Source organism: Streptococcus cristatus, from assembly GCF_003943815.1.
GTDB lineage: Bacteria > Bacillota > Bacilli > Lactobacillales > Streptococcaceae > Streptococcus > Streptococcus cristatus_F.
In genome coordinates this window covers 47,088-72,197 of record NZ_RJNA01000004.1, presented here as the reverse complement: position 1 = coordinate 72,197, position 25,110 = coordinate 47,088, and the positions used below count along the sequence as shown (strand labels likewise).

Annotated in this window: 24 protein-coding genes; 11 read left to right on the top strand and 13 right to left on the bottom strand. The window is 42.7% G+C overall.

Annotated features, from left to right (window positions below):
- Window positions 1-13: 13 nt before the first annotated feature.
- From D8872_RS03515 to D8872_RS03505, 3 genes are all read right to left on the bottom strand, one after another.
- Window positions 14-760 carry a DeoR/GlpR family DNA-binding transcription regulator gene (locus tag D8872_RS03515; protein WP_125390039.1) on the bottom strand — a complete coding sequence of 249 codons (747 nt, stop codon included), beginning with the start codon at window positions 758-760 and terminating at the stop codon, window positions 14-16.
- A gap of 231 nt (window positions 761-991) precedes the next feature.
- Window positions 992-2,164, bottom strand: a complete 1,173-nt coding sequence (locus D8872_RS03510; RefSeq protein ID WP_125389958.1) for a CynX/NimT family MFS transporter — start codon at window positions 2,162-2,164, stop codon at window positions 992-994.
- A 76-nt stretch (window positions 2,165-2,240) separates the two neighbouring features.
- A complete protein-coding gene (locus D8872_RS03505; RefSeq protein ID WP_125389957.1) occupies window positions 2,241-2,762 on the bottom strand; it encodes a TetR/AcrR family transcriptional regulator in 522 nt (173 codons plus the stop codon).
- 169 nt (window positions 2,763-2,931) lie between these two features.
- Between D8872_RS03505 and D8872_RS03500 the strand changes: the two genes are divergently transcribed.
- The 4 genes from D8872_RS03500 (at window position 2,932) to D8872_RS03485 (ending at window position 5,418) form a co-directional block, all read left to right on the top strand.
- A complete protein-coding gene (locus D8872_RS03500; protein ID WP_125389956.1) occupies window positions 2,932-3,792 on the top strand; it encodes a cation diffusion facilitator family transporter in 861 nt (286 codons plus the stop codon).
- A 149-nt stretch (window positions 3,793-3,941) separates the two neighbouring features.
- Window positions 3,942-4,544: a DUF3796 domain-containing protein gene (locus tag D8872_RS03495; protein ID WP_125389955.1), complete on the top strand. Its 603-nt coding sequence runs from the start codon at window positions 3,942-3,944 to the stop codon at window positions 4,542-4,544.
- Window positions 4,545-4,546: 2 nt separating this feature from the next.
- On the top strand, window positions 4,547-4,774 hold the full coding sequence (locus D8872_RS03490; RefSeq protein WP_125389954.1) for a helix-turn-helix transcriptional regulator: 228 nt from the start codon (window positions 4,547-4,549) through the stop codon (window positions 4,772-4,774).
- A complete protein-coding gene (locus D8872_RS03485; RefSeq protein WP_125389953.1) occupies window positions 4,771-5,418 on the top strand; it encodes a Maf family protein in 648 nt (215 codons plus the stop codon). The genes D8872_RS03490 and D8872_RS03485 overlap by 4 nt, the downstream gene beginning before the upstream one ends.
- A gap of 98 nt (window positions 5,419-5,516) precedes the next feature.
- Here D8872_RS03485 and D8872_RS03480 read toward each other — a convergent pair whose 3' ends face one another.
- Both D8872_RS03480 and D8872_RS03475 read right to left on the bottom strand, forming a co-directional pair.
- On the bottom strand, window positions 5,517-6,689 hold the full coding sequence (locus D8872_RS03480) for a family 1 glycosylhydrolase (RefSeq protein WP_125389952.1): 1,173 nt from the start codon (window positions 6,687-6,689) through the stop codon (window positions 5,517-5,519).
- Window positions 6,690-6,729: 40 nt separating this feature from the next.
- Complete coding sequence (locus D8872_RS03475) at window positions 6,730-9,360, bottom strand: serine-rich family protein (protein ID WP_125389951.1); 2,631 nt, start codon at window positions 9,358-9,360, stop codon at window positions 6,730-6,732.
- A gap of 255 nt (window positions 9,361-9,615) precedes the next feature.
- On the opposite strand from D8872_RS03475, the gene D8872_RS03470 reads away from it, so the two are divergent.
- Window positions 9,616-10,137 (top strand): AAA family ATPase, encoded by a 522-nt coding sequence (locus D8872_RS03470; RefSeq protein WP_125389950.1) that lies wholly within the window; start codon window positions 9,616-9,618, stop codon window positions 10,135-10,137.
- Window positions 10,138-10,243: 106 nt separating this feature from the next.
- Window positions 10,244-10,861, top strand: coding sequence for an SAP domain-containing protein (locus tag D8872_RS03460; protein WP_125389949.1), 618 nt, complete (start codon window positions 10,244-10,246; stop codon window positions 10,859-10,861).
- A gap of 286 nt (window positions 10,862-11,147) precedes the next feature.
- On the opposite strand, the gene rpmG is transcribed toward D8872_RS03460, so the two are convergent.
- The gene (gene rpmG / locus D8872_RS03455; RefSeq protein WP_001265622.1) at window positions 11,148-11,297 is read right to left on the bottom strand and encodes a 50S ribosomal protein L33; all 150 of its coding nucleotides are present in this window, start codon (window positions 11,295-11,297) and stop codon (window positions 11,148-11,150) included.
- A 15-nt stretch (window positions 11,298-11,312) separates the two neighbouring features.
- Window positions 11,313-11,495 carry a 50S ribosomal protein L32 gene (gene rpmF / locus D8872_RS03450; protein WP_000290416.1) on the bottom strand — a complete coding sequence of 61 codons (183 nt, stop codon included), beginning with the start codon at window positions 11,493-11,495 and terminating at the stop codon, window positions 11,313-11,315.
- A 252-nt stretch (window positions 11,496-11,747) separates the two neighbouring features.
- Here rpmF and ilvD point away from each other — a divergent pair, with 252 nt between their 5' ends.
- A complete protein-coding gene (gene ilvD, locus D8872_RS03445) occupies window positions 11,748-13,469 on the top strand; it encodes a dihydroxy-acid dehydratase (protein ID WP_376739488.1) in 1,722 nt (573 codons plus the stop codon).
- A 69-nt stretch (window positions 13,470-13,538) separates the two neighbouring features.
- On the opposite strand, the gene D8872_RS03440 is transcribed toward ilvD, so the two are convergent.
- Window positions 13,539-13,880 carry a metal-sulfur cluster assembly factor gene (locus tag D8872_RS03440; RefSeq protein ID WP_005591447.1) on the bottom strand — a complete coding sequence of 114 codons (342 nt, stop codon included), beginning with the start codon at window positions 13,878-13,880 and terminating at the stop codon, window positions 13,539-13,541.
- Between the two features lie 184 nt (window positions 13,881-14,064).
- On the opposite strand from D8872_RS03440, the gene hisS reads away from it, so the two are divergent.
- The 4 genes from hisS (at window position 14,065) to D8872_RS03420 (ending at window position 18,834) form a co-directional block, all read left to right on the top strand.
- Window positions 14,065-15,345, top strand: a complete 1,281-nt coding sequence (hisS, locus tag D8872_RS03435) for a histidine--tRNA ligase (RefSeq protein WP_125389948.1) — start codon at window positions 14,065-14,067, stop codon at window positions 15,343-15,345.
- Between the two features lie 432 nt (window positions 15,346-15,777).
- The gene (locus D8872_RS03430; RefSeq protein WP_125370801.1) at window positions 15,778-15,990 is read left to right on the top strand and encodes a hypothetical protein; all 213 of its coding nucleotides are present in this window, start codon (window positions 15,778-15,780) and stop codon (window positions 15,988-15,990) included.
- Window positions 15,991-16,157: 167 nt separating this feature from the next.
- Entirely contained in the window at window positions 16,158-17,912 is a 1,755-nt protein-coding gene (gene aspS / locus D8872_RS03425) for an aspartate--tRNA ligase (protein ID WP_125389947.1), read from the top strand.
- On the top strand, window positions 17,899-18,834 hold the full coding sequence (locus D8872_RS03420) for a YitT family protein (protein ID WP_125389946.1): 936 nt from the start codon (window positions 17,899-17,901) through the stop codon (window positions 18,832-18,834). Before aspS ends, D8872_RS03420 begins: the two co-directional genes overlap by 14 nt.
- A gap of 129 nt (window positions 18,835-18,963) precedes the next feature.
- Here the strand turns inward: D8872_RS03420 and pulA are convergent, their stop codons facing one another.
- The 5 genes from pulA to D8872_RS03395 all read right to left on the bottom strand — a co-directional run bounded on the left by pulA (window position 18,964) and on the right by D8872_RS03395 (window position 25,098).
- Entirely contained in the window at window positions 18,964-21,039 is a 2,076-nt protein-coding gene (pulA, locus tag D8872_RS03415; protein WP_125389945.1) for a type I pullulanase, read from the bottom strand.
- A gap of 15 nt (window positions 21,040-21,054) precedes the next feature.
- A complete protein-coding gene (locus tag D8872_RS03410; protein ID WP_125389944.1) occupies window positions 21,055-22,038 on the bottom strand; it encodes a LacI family DNA-binding transcriptional regulator in 984 nt (327 codons plus the stop codon).
- A 9-nt stretch (window positions 22,039-22,047) separates the two neighbouring features.
- Window positions 22,048-22,860, bottom strand: a complete 813-nt coding sequence (locus D8872_RS03405; RefSeq protein WP_125389943.1) for a DUF1189 family protein — start codon at window positions 22,858-22,860, stop codon at window positions 22,048-22,050.
- Between the two features lie 104 nt (window positions 22,861-22,964).
- Window positions 22,965-23,807 (bottom strand): sugar ABC transporter permease, encoded by an 843-nt coding sequence (locus tag D8872_RS03400; protein WP_005592080.1) that lies wholly within the window; start codon window positions 23,805-23,807, stop codon window positions 22,965-22,967.
- Window position 23,808: 1 nt separating this feature from the next.
- Window positions 23,809-25,098 (bottom strand): carbohydrate ABC transporter permease, encoded by a 1,290-nt coding sequence (locus D8872_RS03395; RefSeq protein WP_125389942.1) that lies wholly within the window; start codon window positions 25,096-25,098, stop codon window positions 23,809-23,811.
- Window positions 25,099-25,110: the final 12 nt, after the last annotated feature.

Below are 25,110 nucleotides of genomic sequence, written 5' to 3'. Positions count from 1 at the left end.
CTATAAAATGAAACTAGTAAATAATGGTGACTTTCCCAGCCAGAAGAGCTTCTAGCTCAGGGCTAGGTTTTTGATCGGTGATCCAGTAGTCAAAATCGCTGATATTTCCTAAAATATAGGTTGATTCTTTCTTAACTTTAGCCTGCTCGGCCAGCAGAATCTTTGTCTTGGCCTGCTTGAGAGCTAGCTTCTTCAGATAGGCATCTTCCTGATCTTCAAAGCTGATTTGGCCATTTTTCAGACCTGCAGCTCCGATAAAGGCTAGATCAAAAGAAATTTCTCTGAGCAACTCGGCTTCATTGAGGGCGTAGTAAAAACGATTTCTCGGATAGAACTTTCCACCTAAAAGATGGAAAGCAACCTGCTCTTGACCACTCAGCATGATGGCATTATCCAAAGAATGAGAAAAAATCGTCATCGGTTGCTGAACTTGCTGAGCCAGCTTGAGAACCACCGTTGATACATCAAAGAAATTGACCTGATTGGGTTTGAGAAAGTCCAGAGCCTTGTGAGCAATGGCCTTTTTTTCTTGGTTTAGTTGGCCTACACGATCGTTGAAAGAAGGAATTTGCCGACTAGTTTCCAAAGGAATAATCCCGCCATGGGTACGCTGGACCAGTTTTCGCTCGCTCAAAATCGAGAAATCACGGCGAATAGTGTCCTTAGAAACCTGAAAATAAGCCACCATGTCCTTAGCTGCCAGTTGTCCTTTGTCCTCTAAAAGTTCCAGCATCTTTGAAAGCCGCTGCTCTTGATACATCTTTTTCATCCTTTCTGCTACTTTATAAGTTCATTATAATTCATTTAATAAGCATATGCAAGTTTTTATAATGAAATGTAAGTTATTTTGTCGAATATAAAAAAGTCGTTTAAAAGTTATGTTATAAGCAAAAAAATCAAGCAAGTAAGATGAGGAAAGATGATTTCAAGCGAATTTCGGAAATTACAAGAAATTTGGCAGTAAAAAACTCCTGATGGAGAATCAGAAGTTTTATAGAATCTTATCAAATTTTTCTATGTAAAAGAGGCTCATGGTCATGATAACGGTCAGTCCGAGGAGGATGAGGATGGCTGGTGTCCAAGAATGGAACAAATCAAAACTGTAGCCAAAGAGGCTAGGGCCGAAGGCGGCTAGGATATATCCTCCAGTTTGAGCCAGTCCGGATAATTGGGCCGTTTGCGCAGGCGTAGAGGTCTTGAGGGAGAAGGTCACCATGAGATAGGGGAAGAGAGCGCTGACAGACATACCAATGAGGAGATTAAGAACCAGCCAGTAAGCAAAGGCATCTGTCCGAATCAAGAGCATGGTAATGCCGATCAGACCTGCCGCAGAAACCAAGCTAATCATAATCAGACGTTGACGAGCCTTCAAGCGCGCTGTCAAGCTAGGAATTGTCATCGAAAAGGGCAGGCTAATCAGAGAAAAGACCGCTGCTAGTAGTCCGGTCGTATCAGTAGAAAGGCCAGCTTGTTGTCCCAAGGTTGGCAACCAAGTCATACTGGTATAAAAGAGTAGTGACTGTAAGCCACCAAATAAAATTAAGGCCCAGACTCTTGGATTTTTTAGAAGAGCTCCTTGCTCTTGCTTTCCTTGCTGTTTAGCTGCCAAGCGATGGCTATATTTGACATTGGGTAGCCAAACCAGAAGAATCACAAAGCAAATCAAGGTTGATATCCAAATGAGACCTTGCCAAGAGCCCATTTGAACGATGGGAACAGCCAAAGCAGACAGAATCGTAATCGACAGCCCCATTGATGTGATATAAAGAGTCGTCAAAAGACCGACACGATGCGGCTGATTGGCCTGAATCAAGCTCGGAAGAAGGACGTTTAAGACAGCAATAGCTGCTCCTAAAATAATAGTCCCCGTATAGAGTAAGGGAAGATTAAACACGCGAATCAGTGAGCCTAGAGTTAGCACGAGTAACACAAGAGCAAACAGTTTTTCCAAGCTCATCTTTTGCGCCAAGCGCGGAGCAAAGACCGAGCAGAGGGCAAACATGATCAAGGGCAGGCTAGTCAAGAGGCCTAGGGAACTAACTGGGACCTGTAGCCCCTCTGCAATATCTGTCAGAACGATAGGCAAAACAGTAAAAGGAGCCCGTAGTGCTATCCCGATCATCACTATACCTGGAATTAAAAATGGTGAGTGTTCTTTTTTCATAAATAGTCAATCTCCTTTCGTACGTCAAGGAACGATTATACCATATCTTTTTAGAAAATGATAGGCGAATTGTGGCTTAGTCCATCAAGTCCAGAAAATAGTGAGAAATCGTGTCTTCGTCAACCTGATTTCGTTGCTGCAACCACCAGCTGACCGTATCCACAAAAGTTGATGTCACATAATTTTTTAAAAAGTTGTCCGGCAGATGACTTTTTTTCTGCAATAATGTCTGCTCAATCATGGGAAAGAGATAGCGCTCTAGCTCGATTTTCAAGCGGTTGATGAAATAAGTATTTTTAGCCAAGAGGAGGGTGGCTATCCGATCCTGATTTTTCCGAAAGTGATGGAAAATATGGGCTGTCGCTTCAAACAAATCGCGTCCTTCAGAACGCTCAATAAAGGTATGCTGAAAGAGATCTTGGCAGAGTTCCTCCAGTAGGGTTTCCTTGGTCTCAAAGTGGCTATAGAAGGTGGAGCGGCCCACATCTGCTAGATCAATGATTTCCTGAACAGTGATGCTTTCGTAGCTTTTCTGATTGAGCAGGCTGATAAAGGCTTGGTAAATAGCTGCGCGTGATTTTTTTACTCGTCTATCCATGGAAATTCCGTACAAAAAGAGCTTTTTGTCTGCTAAGAGACAAAGGGCATGAACTGGCTCTTGTTTCCTTTCTGATAATAGTGGATAATATAATTGAACAGAGTGTTCGGTATTGATTAGATTATACCATAAATCGTATTTTTTCAGGAAAATAAATAAGGAGGTTGACATGAAATCCAGTAGAAATATGACCATTGCCTTTCTCTTGAACCTTTCTTTTGCTATTATTGAATTTATCTTTGGGCTTCTCTTTCATTCTAGCGCTGTCTTAGCGGATGCAATTCACGATACGGGAGATGCTTTAGCTATTGGTCTATCGACTCTTTTTGAAAAGATTTCCACTAGAAAAGAAGACCGCAACTATACCCTAGGATATAAACGCTACAGCCTGCTGGGTGCTCTCTTGACTTCGGTGATTTTGCTGGTCGGTTCAACCTTGGTAATCGTGGAAAATGTCCCTAAACTATTTGCTCCTGAGAAGGTAAATTATGATGGCATGTTGATTTTGGGGATTGTCGCCATCGTCGTCAATACAGTAGCCAGCCGAGTGGTCAGTCATGGGCATAGCCACAATGAATCCATTCTCAGCCTGCATTTTCTTGAGGATATTTTGGGCTGGCTAGCGGTTATCCTCGTATCCCTCATTTTGCGCTTCACCGATTGGTATTTCCTAGATCCGCTGCTTTCTCTTGTCATCGCAGGCTTTATTCTCAGTAAGGCTCTGCCAAAATTTTGGGAAAATATCCAGATTTTCCTAGACCATGTGCCCAGCGATGTGGACCTCGGTCAGCTTTATCAGGAATTAGCAGTGCTGGAAAACGTGCGAGCCATCACCCAGCTCAATGTCTGGACGACGGATGGCTTGGAAAAATTTGCCATGCTTCATATCTGTTTGGAAAACCCAAATTTGCTGCCTGAAACGCAGATTGTCCTACGCCAAAAGCTTTTAGCTTATGGCATTTCCAAAGTGACCATTCAGACCGATGAAAGCTTGCAAGAACACCAAGAATGTTGTATTGGTAAAGAGTAGTTTAGAGCCCCAGAAAAATTCTGGGGCTTTTGTTTGCGGAAATAAAAAATTCCCAAATAGTACATAAATGCTTGTCTTTTATTCTTTTATGTGATATATTTATAACATAAAGGTGTTAAATATTTCTAACACTACGAAAGGAGTCTATCATGAAAAAAAGTCAAAAAATGGGTGGTCTCATTTTGTTGATCGCCACCGCTCTCTTTATTGATTTTACAGTTTTCCTTGCTCCCAGTAATCTTAGCTGGTCAGCCAAGTGGATGATTGTCGGTTTGGTAAGTATAGGTCAGCTTGTAAGTATCTGGTCTTGGTTTCACATGAAACCACGGCCTGAGAAGATGAAAGAGTTTCAAGAAAAGCAGGTCTATGATCTGACCATGAAATTTTATAATCTACTGACGCTTACGGCAACTTCTATCTATACTGTCGGAATTTGGTTGTGGACTCCGAGCACCAATCCGCCCTTTATAAAGTACATTGCCTTGGGAGGCTTCCTCGCTATCCAGTTTCTCTTTCTGTTATTTTTTGCCTTGAAAAAGGTCAAGGAGAGAGCAGACGAGCGTTTCTATGCCAATCTAGCAAAAGCAGCTACTTTGATGTTTGCCATTTGTATAGCAACTTTACTGGTACTTGCAGGCCTTAGCGCTAATGTAGGTTCCATCACAGTCAATGCCGGAATATTTTTCATCATGATTGGTATCTTGGTTTTGCTCTTTGGATTTGTCTTCTTTTTATTTGAAAAGAGGGGTTAAAAATGGCCAAGGAAAGCAATATTATCACCAATCTCAAATCTGTCCGTGAATCCAGAGGCATGACCCAGCAGGAGTTAGCTGACCGTATTGGAATGCGGCGCGAAACGATCTTGCACTTAGAAAATAATCGTTACAATCCCTCGCTAGAGATGGCTTTAAAAATCGCTCAGATTTTTGATTTGCGGGTGGAAGAACTCTTTCAATTAAAGGACACAGGAGGACAATCATGAAGACGGTTTTTGACTACCAAAGGGAAGGTGAAAAAGGAGAGATTCGCTGCTTTGTCCTGCTATCTACGTCGCCCAGACGCAAGGAATTGCTGAGCTTTTTGAATCCAGAGATTCAGGCTGTAGAAGTGGACGAGCGAGCTATCGAAGAGCATTGTATGGCAAGCATCGATGATCAGGATTTTCTGACCAAGGCAGCCAAGATTTGTTGCGAGATTTCCAAAGCCAAGTCCGATTTGGACTTGGAAACTGAGACTCTTTATATTTCGGCTGATACCATCGTCGTGGTGGATAGTCAGATTTACAATAAACCACAGGATTTAGGTGAAGCCAGTCGGATGTTTCGCTCTTACTTTGGCAAGAGCCACCATGTAGTGACCTCGGTCTGCCTACGTATGCAGGATTTTCTAGAAGTCTTTTACACCGTGGCGCAGGTGGACTTTGTAGATTATTACCCAGAATTAGAGCCTATCATCGAGGCCTATCTGCATGAGAAGCGTCCGCTAGACAAGGCAGGTGCTTATGGTTTTCAGGAGCTGGATCCTCGCTTTATTCGCTCAATTACAGGCGATATGCACACCATCATCGGCCTGCCTGTCGCTGAGACCAGCTATCGGATTTTTAGAGGTAGCAAAGGAAAAGAGTAAGGATTTGATTCTATTCTAAAACATTAAAAATCTCCCCGCAAGTGGCTATCCACTTTCTTAGGGAGATTTTTTCTATGTTTTGAACTTGGGACTGGATCCTAGATGTTTACATCGCTCCAGCTAAATGGCGTGTAGCCAAGCAACTCAATCCCGTCAATCTCAACGGATTTAATAATTTCTTGAACGTTGTCTTGAATGTTCTTAGCTAATTGCTGGTGGTCAGAGACCTCAGAACAAGTCTCAATGACCAACAGAGGCTTGTGGTAGCGCTCGTATAGCTCAGACATGGCAATCCGAAGAAGAACAGGTTGTGCAAGGCAAGTTTCTACATTTTTGCGGACATATTTGTTGGTAAACAAATCTTGGATATTTTCCGCCGCATAATGTGAGAAAGCAACAAAGTCCACGATGCCTTCTCTTAAGGCGAAGACATCTTCTTCCGTAATGCCCAGATCCAGCTGATTTCGCTCAATGTAGCGAAGGAAGTGGTTTGGATAGTGGCCCTTGGTCTGCACATCTGTAAAAATGTAGTTTTTACGTCTGTTCAACTCATGGCCCAAGGCATCGGTAGCTGAGTGATTTTCTTGGTGGGAGTCACTATTGATGGTAATCAAGCTACCAAATTGGAAGGTTGGATTGATGGTTTGACCGAGCTTAACCACATTTGCGGATGCGATTAGCTGATGGTGGGCAGCCAGCCAAATTTGTTGTTCCTGGTTTTCTGTGCTGTCAAAGTGTAGCCCAGCGCCTAAGAATGGCAAATAAGACAGAGCGCTCATTTCTTTAAAGGTAATCCAGTAAGTGACTTTTTCTTTGAAGTGGGTCAAAACGGCTTCGCAATACTTTTCGTACATGGCAATCATTTGACGACTTTTCCATGCGCCGTATTTTTCATACAAATGAAGCGGAAAATCAAAATGAGATAGGCTTACAATTGGTTCGATGTCATTCTCTAGCAGTGCATCGATAATTGACTCATAGAAAGCAAGGACCTTAGCATCGGGTCTCCGCTCTTCTCCAGTTGGGAAGAGGCGAGTCCATGAAAAGGACAGCTGGTAGGTATTGAAGCCCATTGTTTTAATTTTTTCAATGTCTGCCAGATAATCCTGTTTGCTATAGCCTTGTTTGAATAGATCGTAGGCTCCTAAGGGAATTGTTCGATAATCAACTGTTCCGTCCATGACAGAGAGACGATAGCCTTCACCATACTGGGGTAGAATGTCGGTGATTCCTAGACTTTTACCATTACTTGATAGAATATTTCTAATCATATTAGTTCCTTTCAGTATTCATTCGCTGTTTGTTCTGAGCTTATTTTTTCTGTCTCTTAGTAATCATGGCTAAGGTTGATAGATTCTGTGTGACAGTAGTAAACTCAGAAGCCATGCTTTGCGATTGATATACGGCAGCAGACAGACTGATCGAATGGGCTCTCTCTGCACTGATTGATTGTTCAATAATCATTCTTTGTGATTGTGACTCAGCGATAGATAGACTGATTGAACGCTCTCTTTCCACGCTCATTGATTGCTCAATAGCGATACTTTGTGACTGTGATTCCGCGATAGACAGGCTGCGTGACTGTTCTTGCTCTAAGCTGATAGACTGCTCAATGATCTTACTTTGGGCTTCAGATTGGGCAAGGTAAATGCTGAATGAATGATCCTGTTCGACGCTGATTGATTGTTCAACAGCTCTGCTGAGGATTTTAGATTCTGCAGTAGATAAACTAAATGATTGTTCTTGCTCCAAGCTGGTAGACTGCTCAATAGTATCTCTTTTCGCTCTAGATTCCGCAGCTACTAAACTGTATGAATATTCCTGTTCCAGATTGCGGGATTGTTCCACCGCCGCATGTTGTGATTGTGATTCCGCGATAGACAGGCTAAGGGATTGTTCTTGTTCCAAGCTGATAGACTGCTCTACGGCTACGCTTTTCGCTTGTGATTCCGCGATAGACAGGCTAAGGGATTGTTCTTGTTCCAAGCTGATAGACTGTTCAATAGCGATGCTTTGAATTTCATTTTCAGTAACAGATAGGCTTAGCGATGCCTCGTTTTCAGCACTGATAGACTGTTCAATTGCTCGACTTAAGGCTTGGGATTCCGCTACAGACAGGCTGATAGACGCTTCGTTTTCTGCACTAATTGATAACTCGATCGCTTTACTTAGTGCTTCAGACTCTACGATAGATAAGCTCGTAGACACTTCGTTTTCCGTCATAATAGACTGTTCAATAGCTCTATCTAAGACTTGGGACTCTTCTACAGACAAGCTGTTAGACGCTTCGCTCTCTGCACTAATTGATTCTTCAATAGCGATGCTTTGAGACACAGATTCAGCTATCGACAGACTAGTAGATGCTTCGCTTTCAGCGCTGATCGATTCTTGAATCGCGATGCTTTGAGATATAGACTCCGCCACGGACAAGCTGGTAGATGCTTCGATTTCTGCGCTGATTGATTCTTGGATAGCAATGCTTTGTGACACCGATTCCGCCACAGACAGGCTCTTAGATGCTTCGATTTCCGCGCTGATTGATCCTTGAATCGCGATACTTTGAGAAACGGACTCTGCTACAGATAAGCTTAGCGATGCTTCCAATTCTGCACTAATAGATTCTTGGATAGCAATGCTTTGAGATACAGATTCAGCGATAGATAAGCTGGTAGATGCTTCGATTTCTGCGCTGATAGATTCTTGGATAGCAATGCTTTGAGAAATAGACTCCGCCACAGACAGGCTCTTAGACGCTTCGATTTCCGCGCTGATAGATTCTTGGATAGCAATGCTTTGCGAAATAGACTCGGCTACGGACAAGCTGGTAGATGCTTCCAATTCTGCGCTAATGGATTCCTGGATAGCAAGGCTTTGAGAAATAGACTCAGCAACGGATAGGCTCAACGACGTTTCCAATTCCGCGCTGATAGATTCTTGAATCGCGATGCTTTGCGAAATAGATTCGGCTACGGACAAGCTGATAGACGCTTCGATTTCCGCGCTGATGGATTCTTGGATAGCAATACTTCGCGAAATAGATTCTGCTACAGATAGACTGTTAGATGCTTCGAATTCCGCACTAATCGATTCTTGGATGGCAACGCTCTGAGAAATAGACTCTGCTATAGATAAGCTGGTAGACGCTTCGATTTCTGCGCTGATAGATTCTTGAATCGCGATACTTTGAGACACAGATTCAGCGATAGACAAGCTTGTAGATGCTTCGAATTCCGCACTAATCGATTCTTGGATGGCAATGCTTTGCGAAACTGACTCTGCTACAGATAGGCTCAGCGATGCTTCGTTGTCCGCACTGAGAGACTCTTCAGCGGCCATGCTTTGAGAAACTGACTCAAAAATTGATAAGCTCAGTGACGCTCTATTTTCTTCAAGGATTGATTGCTCGAAGGCATGACTTTGCGCAATTGACAAGCTAGCAGAAGTATCCGTTTCCTTGCTGTCAGATTGCCCAACTTCCAAACTTTGTGTCTGTGATTCGGTTACTTCTAAACTACGAGAAGCCTTTTTACTTTCTATACTTAATGATAGAGATATTGAATCAGCTGTGCTCTTCAAGCCCCTCTTTTTCATAGAATCTGAAGAAATGCTTGTCTCAGCAGATTCTGTCGTGCTAGCTGCCTGGCTTTTCGCTGCCATTTTTTCCTGCTCCAGATTAGTTTCGCTTTCTACAGCTGGAGATTCGTCTACTTCTTCTCCACCGATATTCATAACATCCAAGCGGTCGTAGTATTGGATCGATTCCAAAGCTTTCTCAATGAGGAAATTTTCTCTATCTTCTGGGTTCACATTGACTTGTGAGTTACTTACTTCATTGTTATGAACCGCAGAAGTGGATGATTCGTCCTCTTCTCCTTTTATAAGACGCTTAAAGCCACCTAAAAAATTACGAAACATACCTTTGTTCTCATCATTATTTGGCATGGACATACTCTCCNTAATTTTAGTAATAATACTATTATAAAGGCTAGTAGAGCATCTGTCAAAATTTATTGCATTAAAATGAAGATTTCTAAAAGTAAGGGTTTTCTTGGAATTTTATAAGAGTTTTTCGCCGAATTTTATCCATCTTTGCCCTCTTTTTTGAAGGATTTGAAGTCGATAGAAATAATATCTTCGAAATAATGATATAATATGAGAAGTTATTCTCAGAATCGTTAGAATTGATAGAGGTATAAATTGGAAAATTGTGTTTATATTGTTTCTGGTCCTCCAGGCGTTGGAAAAAGCACGGTCAGCAAAGAATTAGCCTACTCTTTTGACAAAAGTGCGGTGATAGAAGGCGACATGATCTACTTGATGATTAAAAGCGGCCTAGTAGCTCCTTGGGAGGATGATGGTTATTACATGGATTTATTCTGGGATAATGTCATCAGTCTGACCGATAATTTCATGGCCCGAGGCATTACAGTCATCATAGAATACGTCATATTTGAGGAACAACTGAAGAAAATCGCAGAATTCTTAAAGGCAAAACAGATAAACTTAAAATACTGCGTTTTGCTAGCAGAAGAAGAAACGCTTAGAGATCGAGATTCTTCTAGAAAAGAAATTGAAAGAACAGGCGATTTATCTATCCAGTCAAGAAATGAGTTCTTAGTTAAAAATATTGAGAAAAATCATTTGCTGTATACAGATGATTTGGACGTCAAAGAAACAGCACATATCATAAAAACTTCGGATAGATTTTTAGCTGATTAAAATTAAGCTTGATAGCTGGAACTTAGAAAGTAAAGTGATAAGACGGGTTTACAAGTTAGCAAGTCAATTGATTGTCTGACAAATTTGAATTTATTAAGGTATGCATATGGGAGAAAAAAGACCTGATTTTCGAGATATAAAATCATTTGAAGAATTTAATAGATACTACTGGTATCGAGAAGAACTTTCAAAAATTTGTAAGTCCCTTGGATTAGAGTATAGATGTACGAAGCAAGAATTGAACTATATTATCGAACAGTATTTTAAGGGAAATAAAATAGAAAAATTTTTGAGTAAAGGAAACAAAAGTCAAGCCGAAGTTATCACCTTGGAGACTCCGTTACTTAACTGTGGTTTTTCTTTTAACCAAAAATTTCGAGATTATTTTTCAGCTGTAACAGGCATTAGTCCCTTTAAATTTAGTGCTAATATGGCGACGGCTTGGCGAAAAGTAAAAAGGGATAAAGATATAACATTCACTATTCAAGATATGATTAAAATATATTATGGTGAGTCAGATTATGCCAAGTATGATAGTTCGGCTTGCCAATGGAATCAGTTTCTAAAAGACTTTTGTTTAGATGAATTGAGCGATTGTTATTCTAATAAGTTAAAAGTTGCGGCTATTCTCTGGAAAGAAGTTAGAAGCTCGATACATGAAAAAGTTTACTCACGGGAACTTTTAAAAAAGTATGAATCTAAAGTAGAGGAATACCGTAAGTAAACAGATTCCAGCTTATCGAGCTAAATAAAGCTGGATACATTAATTCATGTACTATTTTATTATAGTTAAATAATAAAATAGATATTGGAGCAAGCATATAAAAAAAGAGGAACCTCGTAATGAAGCTCCTCTTACTTTTGATTGTCCGAATCGATATTCTCATTTCAATAAAGGTAGTGAAAAAAGTAGTGATTCGCTTGATTTATATTGCGATGTACTGAATTTGACAAAAAGAAAAAACGCTTGAAATCAGCGTCTTTCTTCTGTATTGATTCGTATTGAATGCTTACTTCACTTCTGTAAACACAACGTGTTTGCGAAGTTTTGGTGAGTATTTCTTCAATTGAAGACGGTCTGGAGTGTTACGTTTGTTTTTAGAAGTAAGGTACAAGCGTTCACCAGATTCTTTGTGTTCAAGTGTAATATTTACGCGCATGGTATCTCCCTTCTATTATTCAGCTGCAGCAGCTTTAGCGATTTTACGTCCTTTGTAGTATCCTTTAAGTGATACGCGGTGAGAACGTGAGTAATCCCCAGTAGTTTCGTCAAAGTTTACAGATGGAGCTGTTACTTTGTAGTGTGTACGACGTTTGTTTTTCTTCGCTTTTGAAGTGCGACGTGCAGGTACTGCCATTGTTTGTTTCTCCTTTTAGAATGTAATTCGATGCAATCTCATGATTTTCATCAACTTTAACAGTATAACAAAACTTTTTTGTAAAGTAAAGTTACTTGACAGAAATTTTTGATTTTCTTTTGGACAATAGTAAGGCTTTTTAGCCGTTGCATCTATATTTTAGATTATTATTCCAATATTCTGAAAATTTAAAAATTTTCTTCTGTCCAACAGAGCATAAGTGTGGTATAATAAAGCACAAAGATGACTACAATGAAAGGGAAAGACATGACAGATAAATTAGATATACGGCACAGAAGTAAGATTTATGATAGTATGGTCAAATCTCCTAACCGTGCCATGCTTCGTGCGACAGGGATGACGGATAAGGACTTTGAGACTCCGATTGTCGGAGTGATTTCGACTTGGGCAGAAAATACGCCTTGTAATATTCACCTACATGATTTTGGTAAACTAGCCAAGGAAGGAGTAAAAGAACAAGGTGCTTGGCCTGTTCAGTTCGGTACGATTACTGTAGCAGACGGGATTGCCATGGGGACACCGGGCATGCGCTTCTCTCTGACTTCACGCGACATCATCGCAGACTCCATCGAAGCTGCCATGGGCGGACATAATGTGGATGCCTTCGTCGCTATCGGGGGCTGTGATAAGAATATGCCTGGCTCCATGATTGCCATCGCCAATATGGATATCCCAGCTATTTTCGCTTACGGAGGAACCATTGCACCTGGAAATCTGGATGGCAAAGACATTGACTTGGTTTCTGTCTTTGAAGGTATCGGGAAGTGGAACCATGGCGATTTGACTGCTGAGGAAGTGCGCCGCATCGAGTGTAATGCTTGCCCTGGCCCTGGTGGCTGTGGCGGTATGTACACAGCTAATACTATGGCGACAGCTATTGAAGTCCTAGGTATGAGCTTGCCAGGTTCTTCTTCTCACCCAGCAGAATCTCAAGATAAGAAGGATGATATCGTGGAAGCTGGCCGAGCAGTTGTCCGAATGCTGGAAATGGGGCTCAAGCCGTCTGACATTCTGACTCGCGAAGCCTTCGAAGATGCGATCACAGTGACCATGGCTTTGGGCGGCTCTACCAATGCCACTCTGCACTTGTTGGCCATTGCTCATGCGGCCAATGTGGAGCTGACTTTGGATGATTTCAATGTTATTCAAGAGCGGGTGCCGCATTTGGCGGATTTGAAACCATCTGGCCAGTATGTCTTCCAAGACCTATACAATGTCGGTGGTGTGCCTGCCGTTATGAAATATCTTTTGGCTAACGGTTTCCTGCACGGTGATCGCATCACTTGTACAGGTAAGACGGTGGCGGAAAACTTGGCTGACTTTGCTGACTTGACGCCAGGTCAGAAGGTCATTATGCCGCTTGAAAATCCAAAACGTGCGGACGGTCCATTGATTATCCTGCATGGTAATCTAGCACCAGATGGCGCGGTTGCCAAGGTATCAGGTGTCAAGGTGCGTCGTCACGTCGGACCTGCTAAGGTTTTTGACTCAGAAGAAGCTGCTATTGATGCGGTGCTGGCTGATGAAGTAGTCGATGGCGATGTTGTCGTGGTTCGCTATGTTGGTCCAAAGGGTGGCCCTGGTATGCCAGAAATGCTGTCACTTTCTTCTATTATCGTAGGGAAAGGCCAAGGAGATAAGGTAGCTCTCTTGACAGACGGTCGCTTCTCAGGTGGTACCTACGGTCTCGTTGTCGGACATATCGCTCCGGAAGCTCAGGATGGTGGCCCGATTGCCTACCTTCGCACAGGCGATATGGTCACGGTTGACCAAGACACCAAGGAAATTTCCATGGCAGTTTCTGAAGAAGAACTTGAAAAACGTAAAGCAGAAACAACTATTCCACCGCTTTATAGCCGCGGTGTACTTGGTAAATATGCCCATATGGTATCCTCTGCTGCTAAAGGTGCTGTTACCGACTTCTGGAAGCCAGAAGAAACAGGTAAAAAATAGCCTATATATGACAAAAGAACCCGCTAGTTTTTCTAGCGGGTTTATTAATTTGGATGAATTTCTATCTTCTTATCTAGGACTAATACCTAGCGCAATCCGTCCAAAGCGACTGATACGAGTGATTTTCCACGCGGGCGACCAAGTGACTTCAACGGAGACCGTTTCGATGCCCTCGATTTGCTTCAGGGACTCGACAATTTCAATAGGAACGGTCTCGGTACAGTCGCAGGCTGTGTCTGTGAAGGTCATGACAATCTTGCAGTGGCCAGTCTCGTCAAGATTGATTTCATAGATGAGCCCGAGATTGTAGACATCAAGCTCGACCTCTGGATCGTAAATCGTTTCGAGTTTTTTAATTAATTCTTCTTGGATAGCTGCGGCTCGGTCATTGATTTTGATATCGTCTCTCATCTTCAATCCTTCTTTCTCTATAGAATGGTGGTCTTATTTTCTCATAATTCTGACAATTTTTCAAGAAATTCTGGCGAATGAAAACGGATTTAGTCTCTCGGAGGGAATTTTTCTGCTCTAACTCCTCAAAACATCTGATTTATGGTAAAATAATAGATATTATATAGTTGCAGAGGATTAGAAAATGAAATTACAAAAACCTAAAGGAACTCAGGATATCCTCCCTCAGGAATCTGCTAAATGGCAGTATCTGGAGGAGTTTGCTCGTAAGACGTTTAAAAAATACAACTATGCGGAAATTCGGACACCGATTTTTGAGCACTATGAGGTCATCAGTCGTTCTGTTGGAGATACGACAGACATCGTGACCAAGGAAATGTATGATTTCTACGATAAAGGGGACCGTCATATTACGCTACGGCCAGAAGGAACTGCGCCAGTCGTTCGTTCTTATGTCGAAAACAAGCTCTTTGCGCCAGAGGTTCAAAAGCCAGTTAAGCTTTATTATATGGGCTCTATGTTCCGCTATGAGCGGCCTCAGGCTGGTCGCTTGCGCGAATTTCACCAAATCGGGGTGGAGTGCTTCGGCTCTGAAAATCCAGCGACAGATGCAGAAACGATTGTTATGGCGGCTCAATTCTTCAAGGAAATTGGAATTGGGCAGGTGACGCTGCAGCTGAATAGTTTGGGCAATGCAGCAAGTCGAGGTGCCTATCGTCAGGCCCTGATTGATTATTTGACTCCGCTGAAAGACAGTCTTTCTAAGGATAGTCAGCGTCGTTTGGAGGAAAATCCGCTGCGGGTGCTGGATTCGAAGGAAAAAGAAGATAAGGCAGCCGTTGCGCAGGCTCCTTCGATTTTGGACTTTCTGGACGAGGAGAGCCAGGAGCATTTTGCGGCTGTCCGCTCAATGCTAGAGTCTTTGGATGTTCCCTATGTCATTAACACCAATATGGTACGCGGACTGGACTACTACAATCACACGATTTTTGAGTTTACGACTGATGTGGCAGGTAGCGAACTGACTATCTGTGCGGGTGGCCGTTATGATGGCTTGGTTGACTATTTCGGTGGGCCAGAAACCCCTGCCTTTGGTTTTGGTATGGGAATGGAGCGTCTCCTCTTGATTTTAGAAAAACAGAGAGCAGCTCTGCCACTTGAGACAGGCTTGGATGCCTATATTGCTGTTTTGGGTGAAGCTGCCAATCGCAGCGCTTTGGAATTGGTGCAAACTCTCCGGAATCAAGGATTTGCGGCCGAGCGAGACTATTTGGACCGCAAGCTTAAGGCACAATTCAAGTCAGCAGATGCTTTCAGAGCCAAGACCATCATTACTTTAGGCGAAAGTGAAATCGAAAGCGGCCAAGTCACTGTGAAGAATAATGAAACTCGTCAAGAAGTGGTGGTTGGACTGGATCAAGTTCAAGAAAACTATCAGGCTGTCCTCGAAGAATTGGGTTGTTAATAGACTTTTAGATTTAAATAACCAATTTATTAAAGCTGGAAAACTAAGCTGAACCCAGTAAATCAAGTTACAATTAGGCTTTAAATTATCTGTAGATTATTAGTATTTATACAAAAATGTATTTATTTTTATCTAAATACTTGAAATTATAGATATTAATTGTTAGGACTGCATTGCTGTTATTCGTTTTAAGGTTTGAGTTGTAAAATTAAAGCATAATCTTAGGAGCAATAATATAGTAAGATTGCCCCAGTTATGCTGGAAATTTTTGAGGTTCCGTACGGCGCGGATTTATGCTGACTCTATGAAGAGGAAGTGTATGTTGGATTTTATGGCTTGGTGAAAGATAGGGGACTACGATCGAAGAAATTGTTGATATAAGTATCGTTTGTATCTCGTCTATGCTATAATAGTCTACAGAAAGTCGAGGGAATGATGAAAAAAGTATGGTTTGTAGCGCTGGTGCAGGGAGTGGCCTTATTTGTGATAACGGGTCTGCTCTGTTATTTTATGCGAGGGGATTTTTTCTTCCGTGCTTTGGCGCCGATTTTTGGTCTGGCAGCTGGGGCCTTTCGCTTCTTGACAGCCATGGTGACGAAAACGCTGGCTCCCAGTCTTTATGAGGATGGGAAGAAAAAGGAATAGTCTATATAAAATTAGGAGGTCTGGGAATATTGATTCCAGACCTTTTTTATAAAAGTGGTCACTAGAATAAAGACTTTTAATTTTTTTCAGAAAAAGGACAGGTAGGGGGGCTTTCCTAGGCTCTTTGTGGTAAAATAGTAACAGAATTAAAATTTTGGAGAGTAAAGATGAAACGTTCAATGTATGCGGGACGTGTTCGGAGTGAGCATGTCGGTCAGGAAATTACTTTGAAAGGTTGGGTTGCCCGCCGTCGCGATTTGGGAGGCTTGATTTTTATTGATCTGCGTGACCGCGAAGGTATTATGCAGCTAGTTATTAATCCTGAGAGTGTTTCAGATGAGGTCATGAAGACAGCTGAGAGCCTGCGCAGCGAGTTTGTCATTGAAGTGACTGGTAAGGTAGCTGCGCGTGAGCAGGCCAATGACAAGCTGGCCACAGGAAGTGTAGAACTTCACGTGGACAGTCTGATGGTACTGAATACTGCTAAAACCACTCCTTTTGAGATTAAGGATGGGATTGAAGCCAATGATGATACGCGCTTGCGCTACCGTTATTTGGATCTGCGTCGCCCAGAAATGCTAGAAAATCTTAAGTTGCGTGCCAAAGTGACTCATTCCATCCGCAATTATTTGGATGAGCTGGAATTTATCGATGTAGAGACACCATTTTTGACCAAGTCAACGCCTGAAGGAGCGCGTGACTATTTGGTACCGAGCCGGGTCAACCAAGGTCATTTCTATGCCCTGCCTCAAAGCCCACAGATTACCAAGCAGCTTTTGATGAATGCTGGTTTTGACCGTTATTATCAGATTGTCAAGTGTTTCCGAGACGAGGACTTACGTGGAGACCGTCAACCAGAGTTTACACAGGTGGACTTGGAAACTTCCTTCCTATCTGAGCAAGAAATCCAAGACATTACAGAAGGTTTGATTGCCCGTGTCATGAAGGAAACCAAGGGTATTGAAGTGACCTTGCCTTTCCCACGGATGAAATATGACGATGCTATGGCTCTCTATGGTAGCGACAAGCCAGATACTCGCTTTGACATGTTATTGCAGGACTTGACAGAGCTTGTCAAGGGTGTTGACTTCAAAGTGTTTTCTGAGGCACCGGCTGTCAAGGCGATTGTAGTGAAAAATGCTGCTGACAAGTACTCGCGCAAAGACATTGATAAGCTGACAGAGCAAGCTAAGCAGCATGGAGCTAAGGGACTTGCTTGGGTGAAAGTAGTTGATGGGGAGCTGGCTGGGCCTGTTGCCAAGTTCTTGACAGGCTTGTCAAGTGAGTTGACAACTGCTTTACAATTAGAAGAAAACGACTTGGTTCTCTTTGTGGCAGATACTTTGGATGTTGCCAACGCAGCTCTAGGAGCTCTTCGTGTCCGTTTAGGCAAGGAATTAGGTTTGATTGACCCTGCTAAGTTTAACTACTTGTGGGTAGTAGATTGGCCAATGTTTGAGTGGTCTGAAGAAGAAGGCCGCTATATGAGTGCCCACCATCCATTCACTTTGCCTCAAAAGGATTCTGAGCAGGAGCTGGAAGGAGACCTGAGCAAGGTTCGCGCGATTGCCTATGATATCGTACTCAATGGCTATGAACTAGGTGGTGGTAGCCTACGGATCAACCAAAAAGATCTGCAGGAACGGATGTTTAAGGCTTTAGGCTTTTCAGCTGATGAAGCGCAAGACCAGTTCGGCTTCCTTCTAGAAGCCATGGACTATGGTTTCCCACCACATGGAGGTCTGGCTTTGGGTCTGGATCGCTTCGTCATGCTTTTGGCCGGTGAAGAAAATATCCGTGAAGTCATTGCTTTTCCTAAGAATAACAAGGCTTCTGACCCAATGACGCAAGCACCAAGCTTGGTTGCTCCTGCACAATTAGAGGAATTAAGTTTACAAGTAGAATCACATGAAAAAGACTAGTTTGCGGAAACTTTTTCGCTATTATCTTCATCGCTTTGCCTATCATGTCAAGTTGCTAGAAGTCCTGAAAAGTATTTCGCGTGAAAAATATGATGAGAAATTTTCAGCCTCTCTGGTATATGGCTTTCTCTCAGCAGTAGCGGTCAATTTCTTCTTTCAGCCAGGGCATGTTTACTCAAGCGGGGCAACAGGCTTGGCGCAGATTGTCTCGGCTTTGAGTGGCCGCTTTATCGGCTTTACCATTCCAGTTTCCATTACTTTTTATGCGATCAATATTCCACTGATGATTTTGGCTTGGTACCAAATCGGGCATAAGTTTACTGTTTTTACTTTTATCACTGTTTCGATGAGCTCGCTTTTTATCCATTTTGTGCCAGAAGTGACATTGACGACCAATCCCATTATCAATGCTTTGTTCGGGGGAATTGTCATGGGGACAGGGATCGGCTTTGCCCTCAAGTCAAGCATTTCAAGTGGAGGGACAGATATTGTTAGCTTGACCATTCGCAAGAAAACAGGCCGTAATGTAGGCAGTATCTCCCTGATTGTCAATGGGATTATTATGCTGATTGCTGGTCTGACTTTCGGTTGGGAATACGCTCTCTACTCGATGATTACCATCTTTGTATCTAGCCGTGTGACGGATGCCGTCTTTACCAAGCAAAAGCGGATGCAGGCCATGATTATCACCAGTCATCCTGACGAAGTGATTAACAAGATTCACCACAAGCTCCACCGTGGTGCAACCATTATCAATGGAGCGGAGGGAACTTACAATCACGAGCAAAAGGCGGTGCTGATTACAGTCATTACGCGTGCTGAATTTAGCGAATTTAAGTACATCATGAAACAGACGGATCCGACCGCCTTTGTCTCCGTATCTGACAACGTACATATTTTAGGAAGATTTGTAGAAGAGTAGTCTCGATTATCGGCATTGTTAGTGGATCTTACTCAAACGCAATGCTTCCATCTATACATAAAAAAGGAGCAAGTTCAGCGGGATGTTTTTCCATCCAAAATGAACCTGTTCCTTTTTATAGTTATTACTTTATTTCAAAACCAAGACTTGCTTAGCAGGAACTGTATAAGAGTCTGCTAGCGGGGCGATTGGTCTTTTAGCGTTAATGTGCGGATACTGAAGGTGAATGCTTTGCTTCATTTTATTTTCATAAGTTACTGCTTCAGTACCAAAATTAATCAAAATGGTCAGCGCTTGTTTATCTTTTTGAATCTTATATTCAACGAGGCTAGGGCTGAGCCATTTGACCTGACAAGCTTTTTGAATAGCAGAGCTAGTTGTCAGAGTCAGAAGCGGATGAGCCTTTCTAAAGGCAATGAGTTGTTTCAAAAATTCAATGTCTTCAGTGTAGTGAAGTGAGCGTAGCCAGTCTAGCTTGTTGACATCATCAGGCAGGTTGTAGGTGTTGTCAATCAGATTCTTGGTCCGATAAAATTCCTGCCCGCTGTGGAGAAAAGGAACCCCTTGTGCTAAGAGAACGATATGCAGTGCTAGACGAGAGTTTGCTAGGCGCTGACGGAGGCTGATATTTGGATTTTGAATATCAAAATAATCAAATACCGTTGCGTTGTCATGGCATTCTACATAGTTGATCGCCTGATGAGGCGCTAGGAAATGAAGCTCTCCTGTCAGGCCGACATTGGCTGTCAGGACATTTTCTAGCCAGCTGGTCGCATGCTCTTTGTCCAGTCGGCTACCTTGGACGATGGTTTGCTTGATCGTATCACGGAAATGATCGCTGAAGAATCCATACGCAGGTAGTTGTTCAGCGTTGAACTGATGAGCCAGAAGGTCACTATCAAGACCAGTAGGCATCTGCCAACCTTCTCCGTAAAGGTAGATGTTGGGATGGATAGTTTTTAGTTCTTGAGCGATTTGCGTCATGGTGGTTATGTCGAGAATGCCCATCAAGTCAAAGCGGAAACCGTCAAAGCCGTAGAGGCTAACCCATTGCTGGACGGATTGTTGGATATAATGGCGCACCATAGCTTTTTCGCTGGCTACATCATTTCCGCAGAAGGTACCATTTGTCCGTAGGCCTTGCTCATCAAGACGATAGAAGTAGCCTGGGACAATTTTTTCAAAAGCATAGGCATCTGCTTCATAGACGTGATTGTAGACGACATCCATGATAACGCTCATATCAGCCTGGTGATAAGCTGCAATCGCGTCTTGTAGTTCAAAGATACGGCTATAGGGATCGTGTGGGTCGCTTGACAAGCTACCTTCAGGAACATTATACTGGACGGGATCATAGCCCCAATTATAAACGAGTTCGGGGTGTTTTTCGTCAACGCTACCAAAGTCATAGACAGGCATAAGCTGAACGTGTGTAATGCCTAAATCTTGCAAGTATTTGAGACCAAAAGTATGACCGTGTACGGTTGGAGATTCGGATAGAGAAGCGAATTTACCAGGCTGTGAAAAACCAGCTTCCTTTTGCATAGAGAAATCTCGCACGCTCATTTCATAGATAACGGCTTCTGTTGGTTTTACTTGGCTGGCAGCGCGCTGAATAGGTTTGCTAATCTTTTTGCGGTCAATGACATAACTATGACCAGAGTTGGCATCTGAAGAGAGGGCGTAGGGGTCATGTACTTCTACCCATTTTCCGTTCACCTTATGGATATAGTAGTAGGCCTTGCCTTCTAAGTCTCCAAGGACCTGCGTATGCCAGACACCCTTATCTTGCCTTTGGAGGGGAATGACCTGCTCTTCCAGATGCAGCAAGACTTTTTCTGAAATAGGAGCCCAAAGTTTGAAATCTGTTGCCTGAGGGCTATAGCTAGCTCCCAGATCTCTTTCTTGGTAGCTAAATAATTCATCAAAAATTGGCTTCTGGACAATGTGGCGATACTGGAGAATGGTGTGATTGCGATCCTGATCATAGACTGTGTAGGACTCGGTCAAATCAATCGGATCATTGACTGAAAGGGTGTAGACAATCTGATGTTCTTGATTCTCAATTTTTTTGATGGTCAAAGGACTGGAGCTATGCTTGTCCTCTAGAGTGAAGTGGATAGAATAAGCGTCAAAGGACTTTTCCAATTCGATAGTGATGCTATTTTCATCATCTAAGTAGGCTTGGAAAATACGATAAACCATAAAATTTCTCCTTAACTAACGGGTAAGAATGCTGTGGGAGATGACTTTGCGATAGCAAGTATGCTTGTCATCCTTATTATCTTTAATGATTTGGAGCAAGGTGCGGAAAGATTCCCTACCCAACTCGAGGGTATTGATATCAATATAGGCATCCACGTCGATGCGTGGCTTGATAGAGTCAAAAGTGATAATCGGGAAACGGTAGTCAATGTCTTTGAGATAGTGGAGAGCCCCTTCGGCAACCATACTATCCGATGTCACAAAGGCCTCAATTTCCTGAATAGGCATCTTTTCCATAATCTTATAGCTGCTATCTTCCAAGAGGAAACCGAAAGAAAACTTGACGATATTTTCATCGAGAGGGATGCCTGCTTCTTCCAAGGCTTGTTTGTAGCCGGCAAAGCGGTCTTGGGATACGACAAGCTCTTTATTCCCAGCCAGAAAGGCAATTTTTTTATAACCTTGATCTAGGAAATATTTGGTTGAATCGTAGCCAGCCTTGATATTATCATTATCGACCAAAGAAACAAATGGTGACACTGCTTTCCCTAAAATCAAGAAAGGAAACTGGTTTTTAATCGCAAAGTCAACCAGCGGATCGTTTGGCTTAGAATAGAGAAAAATCAAACCATCAACGCGTTTTCCGAAAATCATTTGTTTGATATTTTCTAAGCGGTGTTCCTCGTCCTGTCCAGTGCTAATCTGAATGGCATAGTCATGTTCAGATGCGATGCGCGAAATCCCCCGCAAGACAGTTGGAAAGAATGGGTTTTGGTAAAAAACATCCGAATCATCGGGCAGCACTAGACCGATGACTTGGGTAGACTGACTGACCAGACTTCTAGCGTTGAGATTTGGATGATAGTCCAGCTCTTTCATAGCAGCGCGAACCCGCTTTTTAGTTTCATCGCTGATGGTTGACTTGTTTTGTACGACGCGTGTCACCGTCGAGGGAGACACACCCGCTAGTTTCGCTACTTCTTTAATCGTAACGCGCATAATAACCTCCTAATTTCTGAAATCCTCATCACGGAAATGTGTTTTGTAGAAAATAATCACCAAATAAAGAACAAACAAGATATTTTGGACGGTGATAATCGTAGGCAGGCTTTGTCCAAATAAACCGCAGATAAGGCCGATAATCGTTGGTAATCCTAAGCAGTTGAGGATAAAGTGATAGCATTCTTTAAAGGTTTTAAAAGAAAATAGCCGTGATTTCTTGGTCAGATAGAGCAGGAAGGAGGCACCGAGCGCCAGAAAGGCAAAGTTGATGCTAAAGAGGAAGCCTGCGGAAAGGACTAGAAAGAGGCTGATCACCAAGCGGTTTTGCTGGAACCAGTCTTTAGAAATGGCTTTGGTCAGTGCTTCTTTGCTTTTCAGAGCCTTCTGGTCAATGGCTTGGTAGCGGATATTGGCCAGTTCTTTTCCTTCTTTAGTGATTTTGAGATTTTCTTTGTCGAAGTAAAGGGTCAGCTCCTTGCCTAATTTGAGCTCATCGTGATGGCCGATAATGACAGTCCCAGCGGTATTGTGATGAATGCCTTCAGGATTTTCAGTGGTCAGCACATGGTCTTTCATCTGGGCATGATGGTCAAAGTCAATCATCACGTCTTCATCCAGAGTGTCAAAAGCCTTATCGACAAAAGTATCCAGAGCATAGCTCGTCAAAGACGCTGTCTGAATGGCCACGGGAATCAAAGACAGAGAAATCAAAAAGATGCTGGTAAAGATGAGCTGGAACCAGCTAAGCATGCGACGATTGGCGAAGTTTTTTCTAAAACCAATCAAGCTCGAAAAATAATTAAAAGGATAAGGTAACATAGCTGCCTCTTTCTAAAATTATAATCAGGTGGTGGCCAATAAAGAACTTATTGGCTGCCATATAACTATAATTGTCTTTAAATCAAAAACAGGGTGGGACAAGATTATCCCTTGTCTCCACCACTTGTTAAACCAGATACAAAATTCTTTTGCAGGAAGAAGAAGAGAATACAGATTGGAAGGGCAGTGAGAATCGCACCGGCAGCAAAGAAGGCAATTTTTTGATTCTTGACATCGCTGACGAAGGTACGAAGACCAACTGCAACCGTATAAAATTCTTTTTCACGAAGAAGGAAGCTAGAGAGGATATAGTCTCCGAAAGGTCCCATGAAGGCCCAGAGAGCTTGCACAGCAATCATTGGACGAACGAGAGGCAGGACAATCTGCCAGAAACGTCTGAAATGACCAGCACCGTCTAATTTAGCTGACTCATCCAGAGACATAGGAACGGTATCGAAGTATCCTTTCATCAACCAAGCATTCATTGGAATACCACCCCCCACATAAAGGAAGATGAGGAACCAGCTTTGGTTGAGGGCATTGAGCATCAGCGCCATAACGAAGAAGGCGGTCAGAGCTGCAATAGTTGGCACCATTTGGATAATCAAGAAGAAGACCAAACTTTGCTTTCTTGCGATGAAATTGTAACGGCTGTATGCATAACCTGCAAGTACAACTATACTGGTTTGGACAATCATTGTCAAGACGGCAATGATAATAGTGTTAAAGTACCAAGTACCATATAGAGTCTCTGAGAAGAGACGAGAGAAGTTTTCCAGACTGAAGTTGATGTCTGTGTCTAGCTTGAAGGCCACGACATTCCCCGTCTTGAAAGCAGACATGATCGTGATCAAGAGCGGGTAGAGAATGATAATGGAAAGCACTACAAGGTAGAGATAGGTCAAACTGTGGTTGATAAAACGTTTAAATTTAACAGAACTATTCATCTTATACATCCTCCATATCAAATGCGTGTAGTTTCTTGAAGGCAATCATAGAGATAGAGATGACGATGATGGAGATGATGAGGGTAACGGCCGCCGCCATTGAATATTGCGGTGCTGTACCTGTGGTCAAACGATAAATCCAAGAGATAAGGATATCGGTTGAACCGGCTCCTCCACCGACACTACCAGGACCACCTGCATTGAAGAGGTAGATGATTGAGAAGTTATTAAAGTTAAAGGTGTATTGACTGATCAAAGTTGGTGCCGCAACTGCCAAGATCATTGGGAAAGTGATGTTGCGGAATTTCTGCCAAGCATTGGCTCCGTCAATGTAGGCTGCTTCGTAAAGGTCATTTGGAATAGACTGCAAGATACCTAGGGTCAGGACGTAGATATAAGGGAATCCAAGCCAACCTTGCATCATGATAAGGGCAATCTTAGTCCAAGTCGGATCAGTCTTCCATGGAATCAGATGTCCATTTAAGAAAGGGAGAACCTTGCCGAGAAGTGGGATAACCTGAGTATTGATGGCCCCGATACTATCGTTGAACATATTTGAGAAAGTCAGGATAGTGATAAAGGCTGGAACTGCCCAAGGAAGCAAGAAGATAACACCGAAGATGCGTTTTCCTTTGATGAATGGTTGGTTGGCAATAATAGCAGTGAAAATACCGATTACGATTTGTAAAGTAGAGGCTGCCAGTGCCCAGATGATAGTCCAAGTCAAGACAGAACCAAAGGCCGCACGGAAGGTGCTCAATTGCCAAATGTTAGCAAAGTTGGTAAAGCCAACCCAATCCAATAGTTTATTTGGTGGCAGGTGTTTGAAATCATAGTTGGTAAAGGCGATCAAGAGTGTTACCAATACAGGGAAAATGATAGCAAAGGTCATTGCCAGATAAGAAGGGATGATGAGTAAGTAAGGGAAGCCATTTTCATAGATTCCATCAAACATTTCCTTCAAAGTAGTATGAACAGGATAATCGTTGTTCCACTGTTTAGCAACCGTCCGAGCATCCTTCAAGTTAAATCCATAGAAAATCAGGAAAAATACCACGAGAATGAGGTGGAAGGCACCGCGGATCAGCATGAAGAGTGAGTTGTCCCCACGGACTTCACCAAGAGTGATGAGATTTTCAATTTCTGGTAGGGCAATAGCTGCGAAATAAGCTAAAAATGCAACTGTAACCCCAAGAAAGATGTATCCTTTGGCTTTTTGATCATTATAGATTTGCCCCAACCCTGGAATGAGGGAGCGCAACATGGCTTGTTTGGGATCTTTTTTTGTCATTGTAGTCTCCTT

Coding starts and splice junctions, on each gene's coding strand:
- D8872_RS03515 (WP_125390039.1), bottom strand. CDS start 760: ATGTATCAAGAGCAGCGGCTTTCAAAGATGCTGGAACTTTTAGAGGAC.
- D8872_RS03510 (WP_125389958.1), bottom strand. CDS start 2,164: ATGAAAAAAGAACACTCACCATTTTTAATTCCAGGTATAGTGATGATC.
- D8872_RS03505 (WP_125389957.1), bottom strand. CDS start 2,762: ATGGATAGACGAGTAAAAAAATCACGCGCAGCTATTTACCAAGCCTTT.
- D8872_RS03500 (WP_125389956.1), top strand. CDS start 2,932: ATGAAATCCAGTAGAAATATGACCATTGCCTTTCTCTTGAACCTTTCT.
- D8872_RS03495 (WP_125389955.1), top strand. CDS start 3,942: ATGAAAAAAAGTCAAAAAATGGGTGGTCTCATTTTGTTGATCGCCACC.
- D8872_RS03490 (WP_125389954.1), top strand. CDS start 4,547: ATGGCCAAGGAAAGCAATATTATCACCAATCTCAAATCTGTCCGTGAA.
- D8872_RS03485 (WP_125389953.1), top strand. CDS start 4,771: ATGAAGACGGTTTTTGACTACCAAAGGGAAGGTGAAAAAGGAGAGATT.
- D8872_RS03480 (WP_125389952.1), bottom strand. CDS start 6,689: ATGATTAGAAATATTCTATCAAGTAATGGTAAAAGTCTAGGAATCACC.
- D8872_RS03475 (WP_125389951.1), bottom strand. CDS start 9,360: ATGCCAAATAATGATGAGAACAAAGGTATGTTTCGTAATTTTTTAGGT.
- D8872_RS03460 (WP_125389949.1), top strand. CDS start 10,244: ATGGGAGAAAAAAGACCTGATTTTCGAGATATAAAATCATTTGAAGAA.
- rpmG (WP_001265622.1), bottom strand. CDS start 11,297: ATGCGCGTAAATATTACACTTGAACACAAAGAATCTGGTGAACGCTTG.
- rpmF (WP_000290416.1), bottom strand. CDS start 11,495: ATGGCAGTACCTGCACGTCGCACTTCAAAAGCGAAGAAAAACAAACGT.
- ilvD (WP_376739488.1), top strand. CDS start 11,748: ATGAAAGGGAAAGACATGACAGATAAATTAGATATACGGCACAGAAGT.
- D8872_RS03440 (WP_005591447.1), bottom strand. CDS start 13,880: ATGAGAGACGATATCAAAATCAATGACCGAGCCGCAGCTATCCAAGAA.
- hisS (WP_125389948.1), top strand. CDS start 14,065: ATGAAATTACAAAAACCTAAAGGAACTCAGGATATCCTCCCTCAGGAA.
- D8872_RS03430 (WP_125370801.1), top strand. CDS start 15,778: ATGATGAAAAAAGTATGGTTTGTAGCGCTGGTGCAGGGAGTGGCCTTA.
- aspS (WP_125389947.1), top strand. CDS start 16,158: ATGAAACGTTCAATGTATGCGGGACGTGTTCGGAGTGAGCATGTCGGT.
- D8872_RS03420 (WP_125389946.1), top strand. CDS start 17,899: ATGAAAAAGACTAGTTTGCGGAAACTTTTTCGCTATTATCTTCATCGC.
- pulA (WP_125389945.1), bottom strand. CDS start 21,039: ATGGTTTATCGTATTTTCCAAGCCTACTTAGATGATGAAAATAGCATC.
- D8872_RS03410 (WP_125389944.1), bottom strand. CDS start 22,038: ATGCGCGTTACGATTAAAGAAGTAGCGAAACTAGCGGGTGTGTCTCCC.
- D8872_RS03405 (WP_125389943.1), bottom strand. CDS start 22,860: ATGTTACCTTATCCTTTTAATTATTTTTCGAGCTTGATTGGTTTTAGA.
- D8872_RS03400 (WP_005592080.1), bottom strand. CDS start 23,807: ATGAATAGTTCTGTTAAATTTAAACGTTTTATCAACCACAGTTTGACC.
- D8872_RS03395 (WP_125389942.1), bottom strand. CDS start 25,098: ATGACAAAAAAAGATCCCAAACAAGCCATGTTGCGCTCCCTCATTCCA.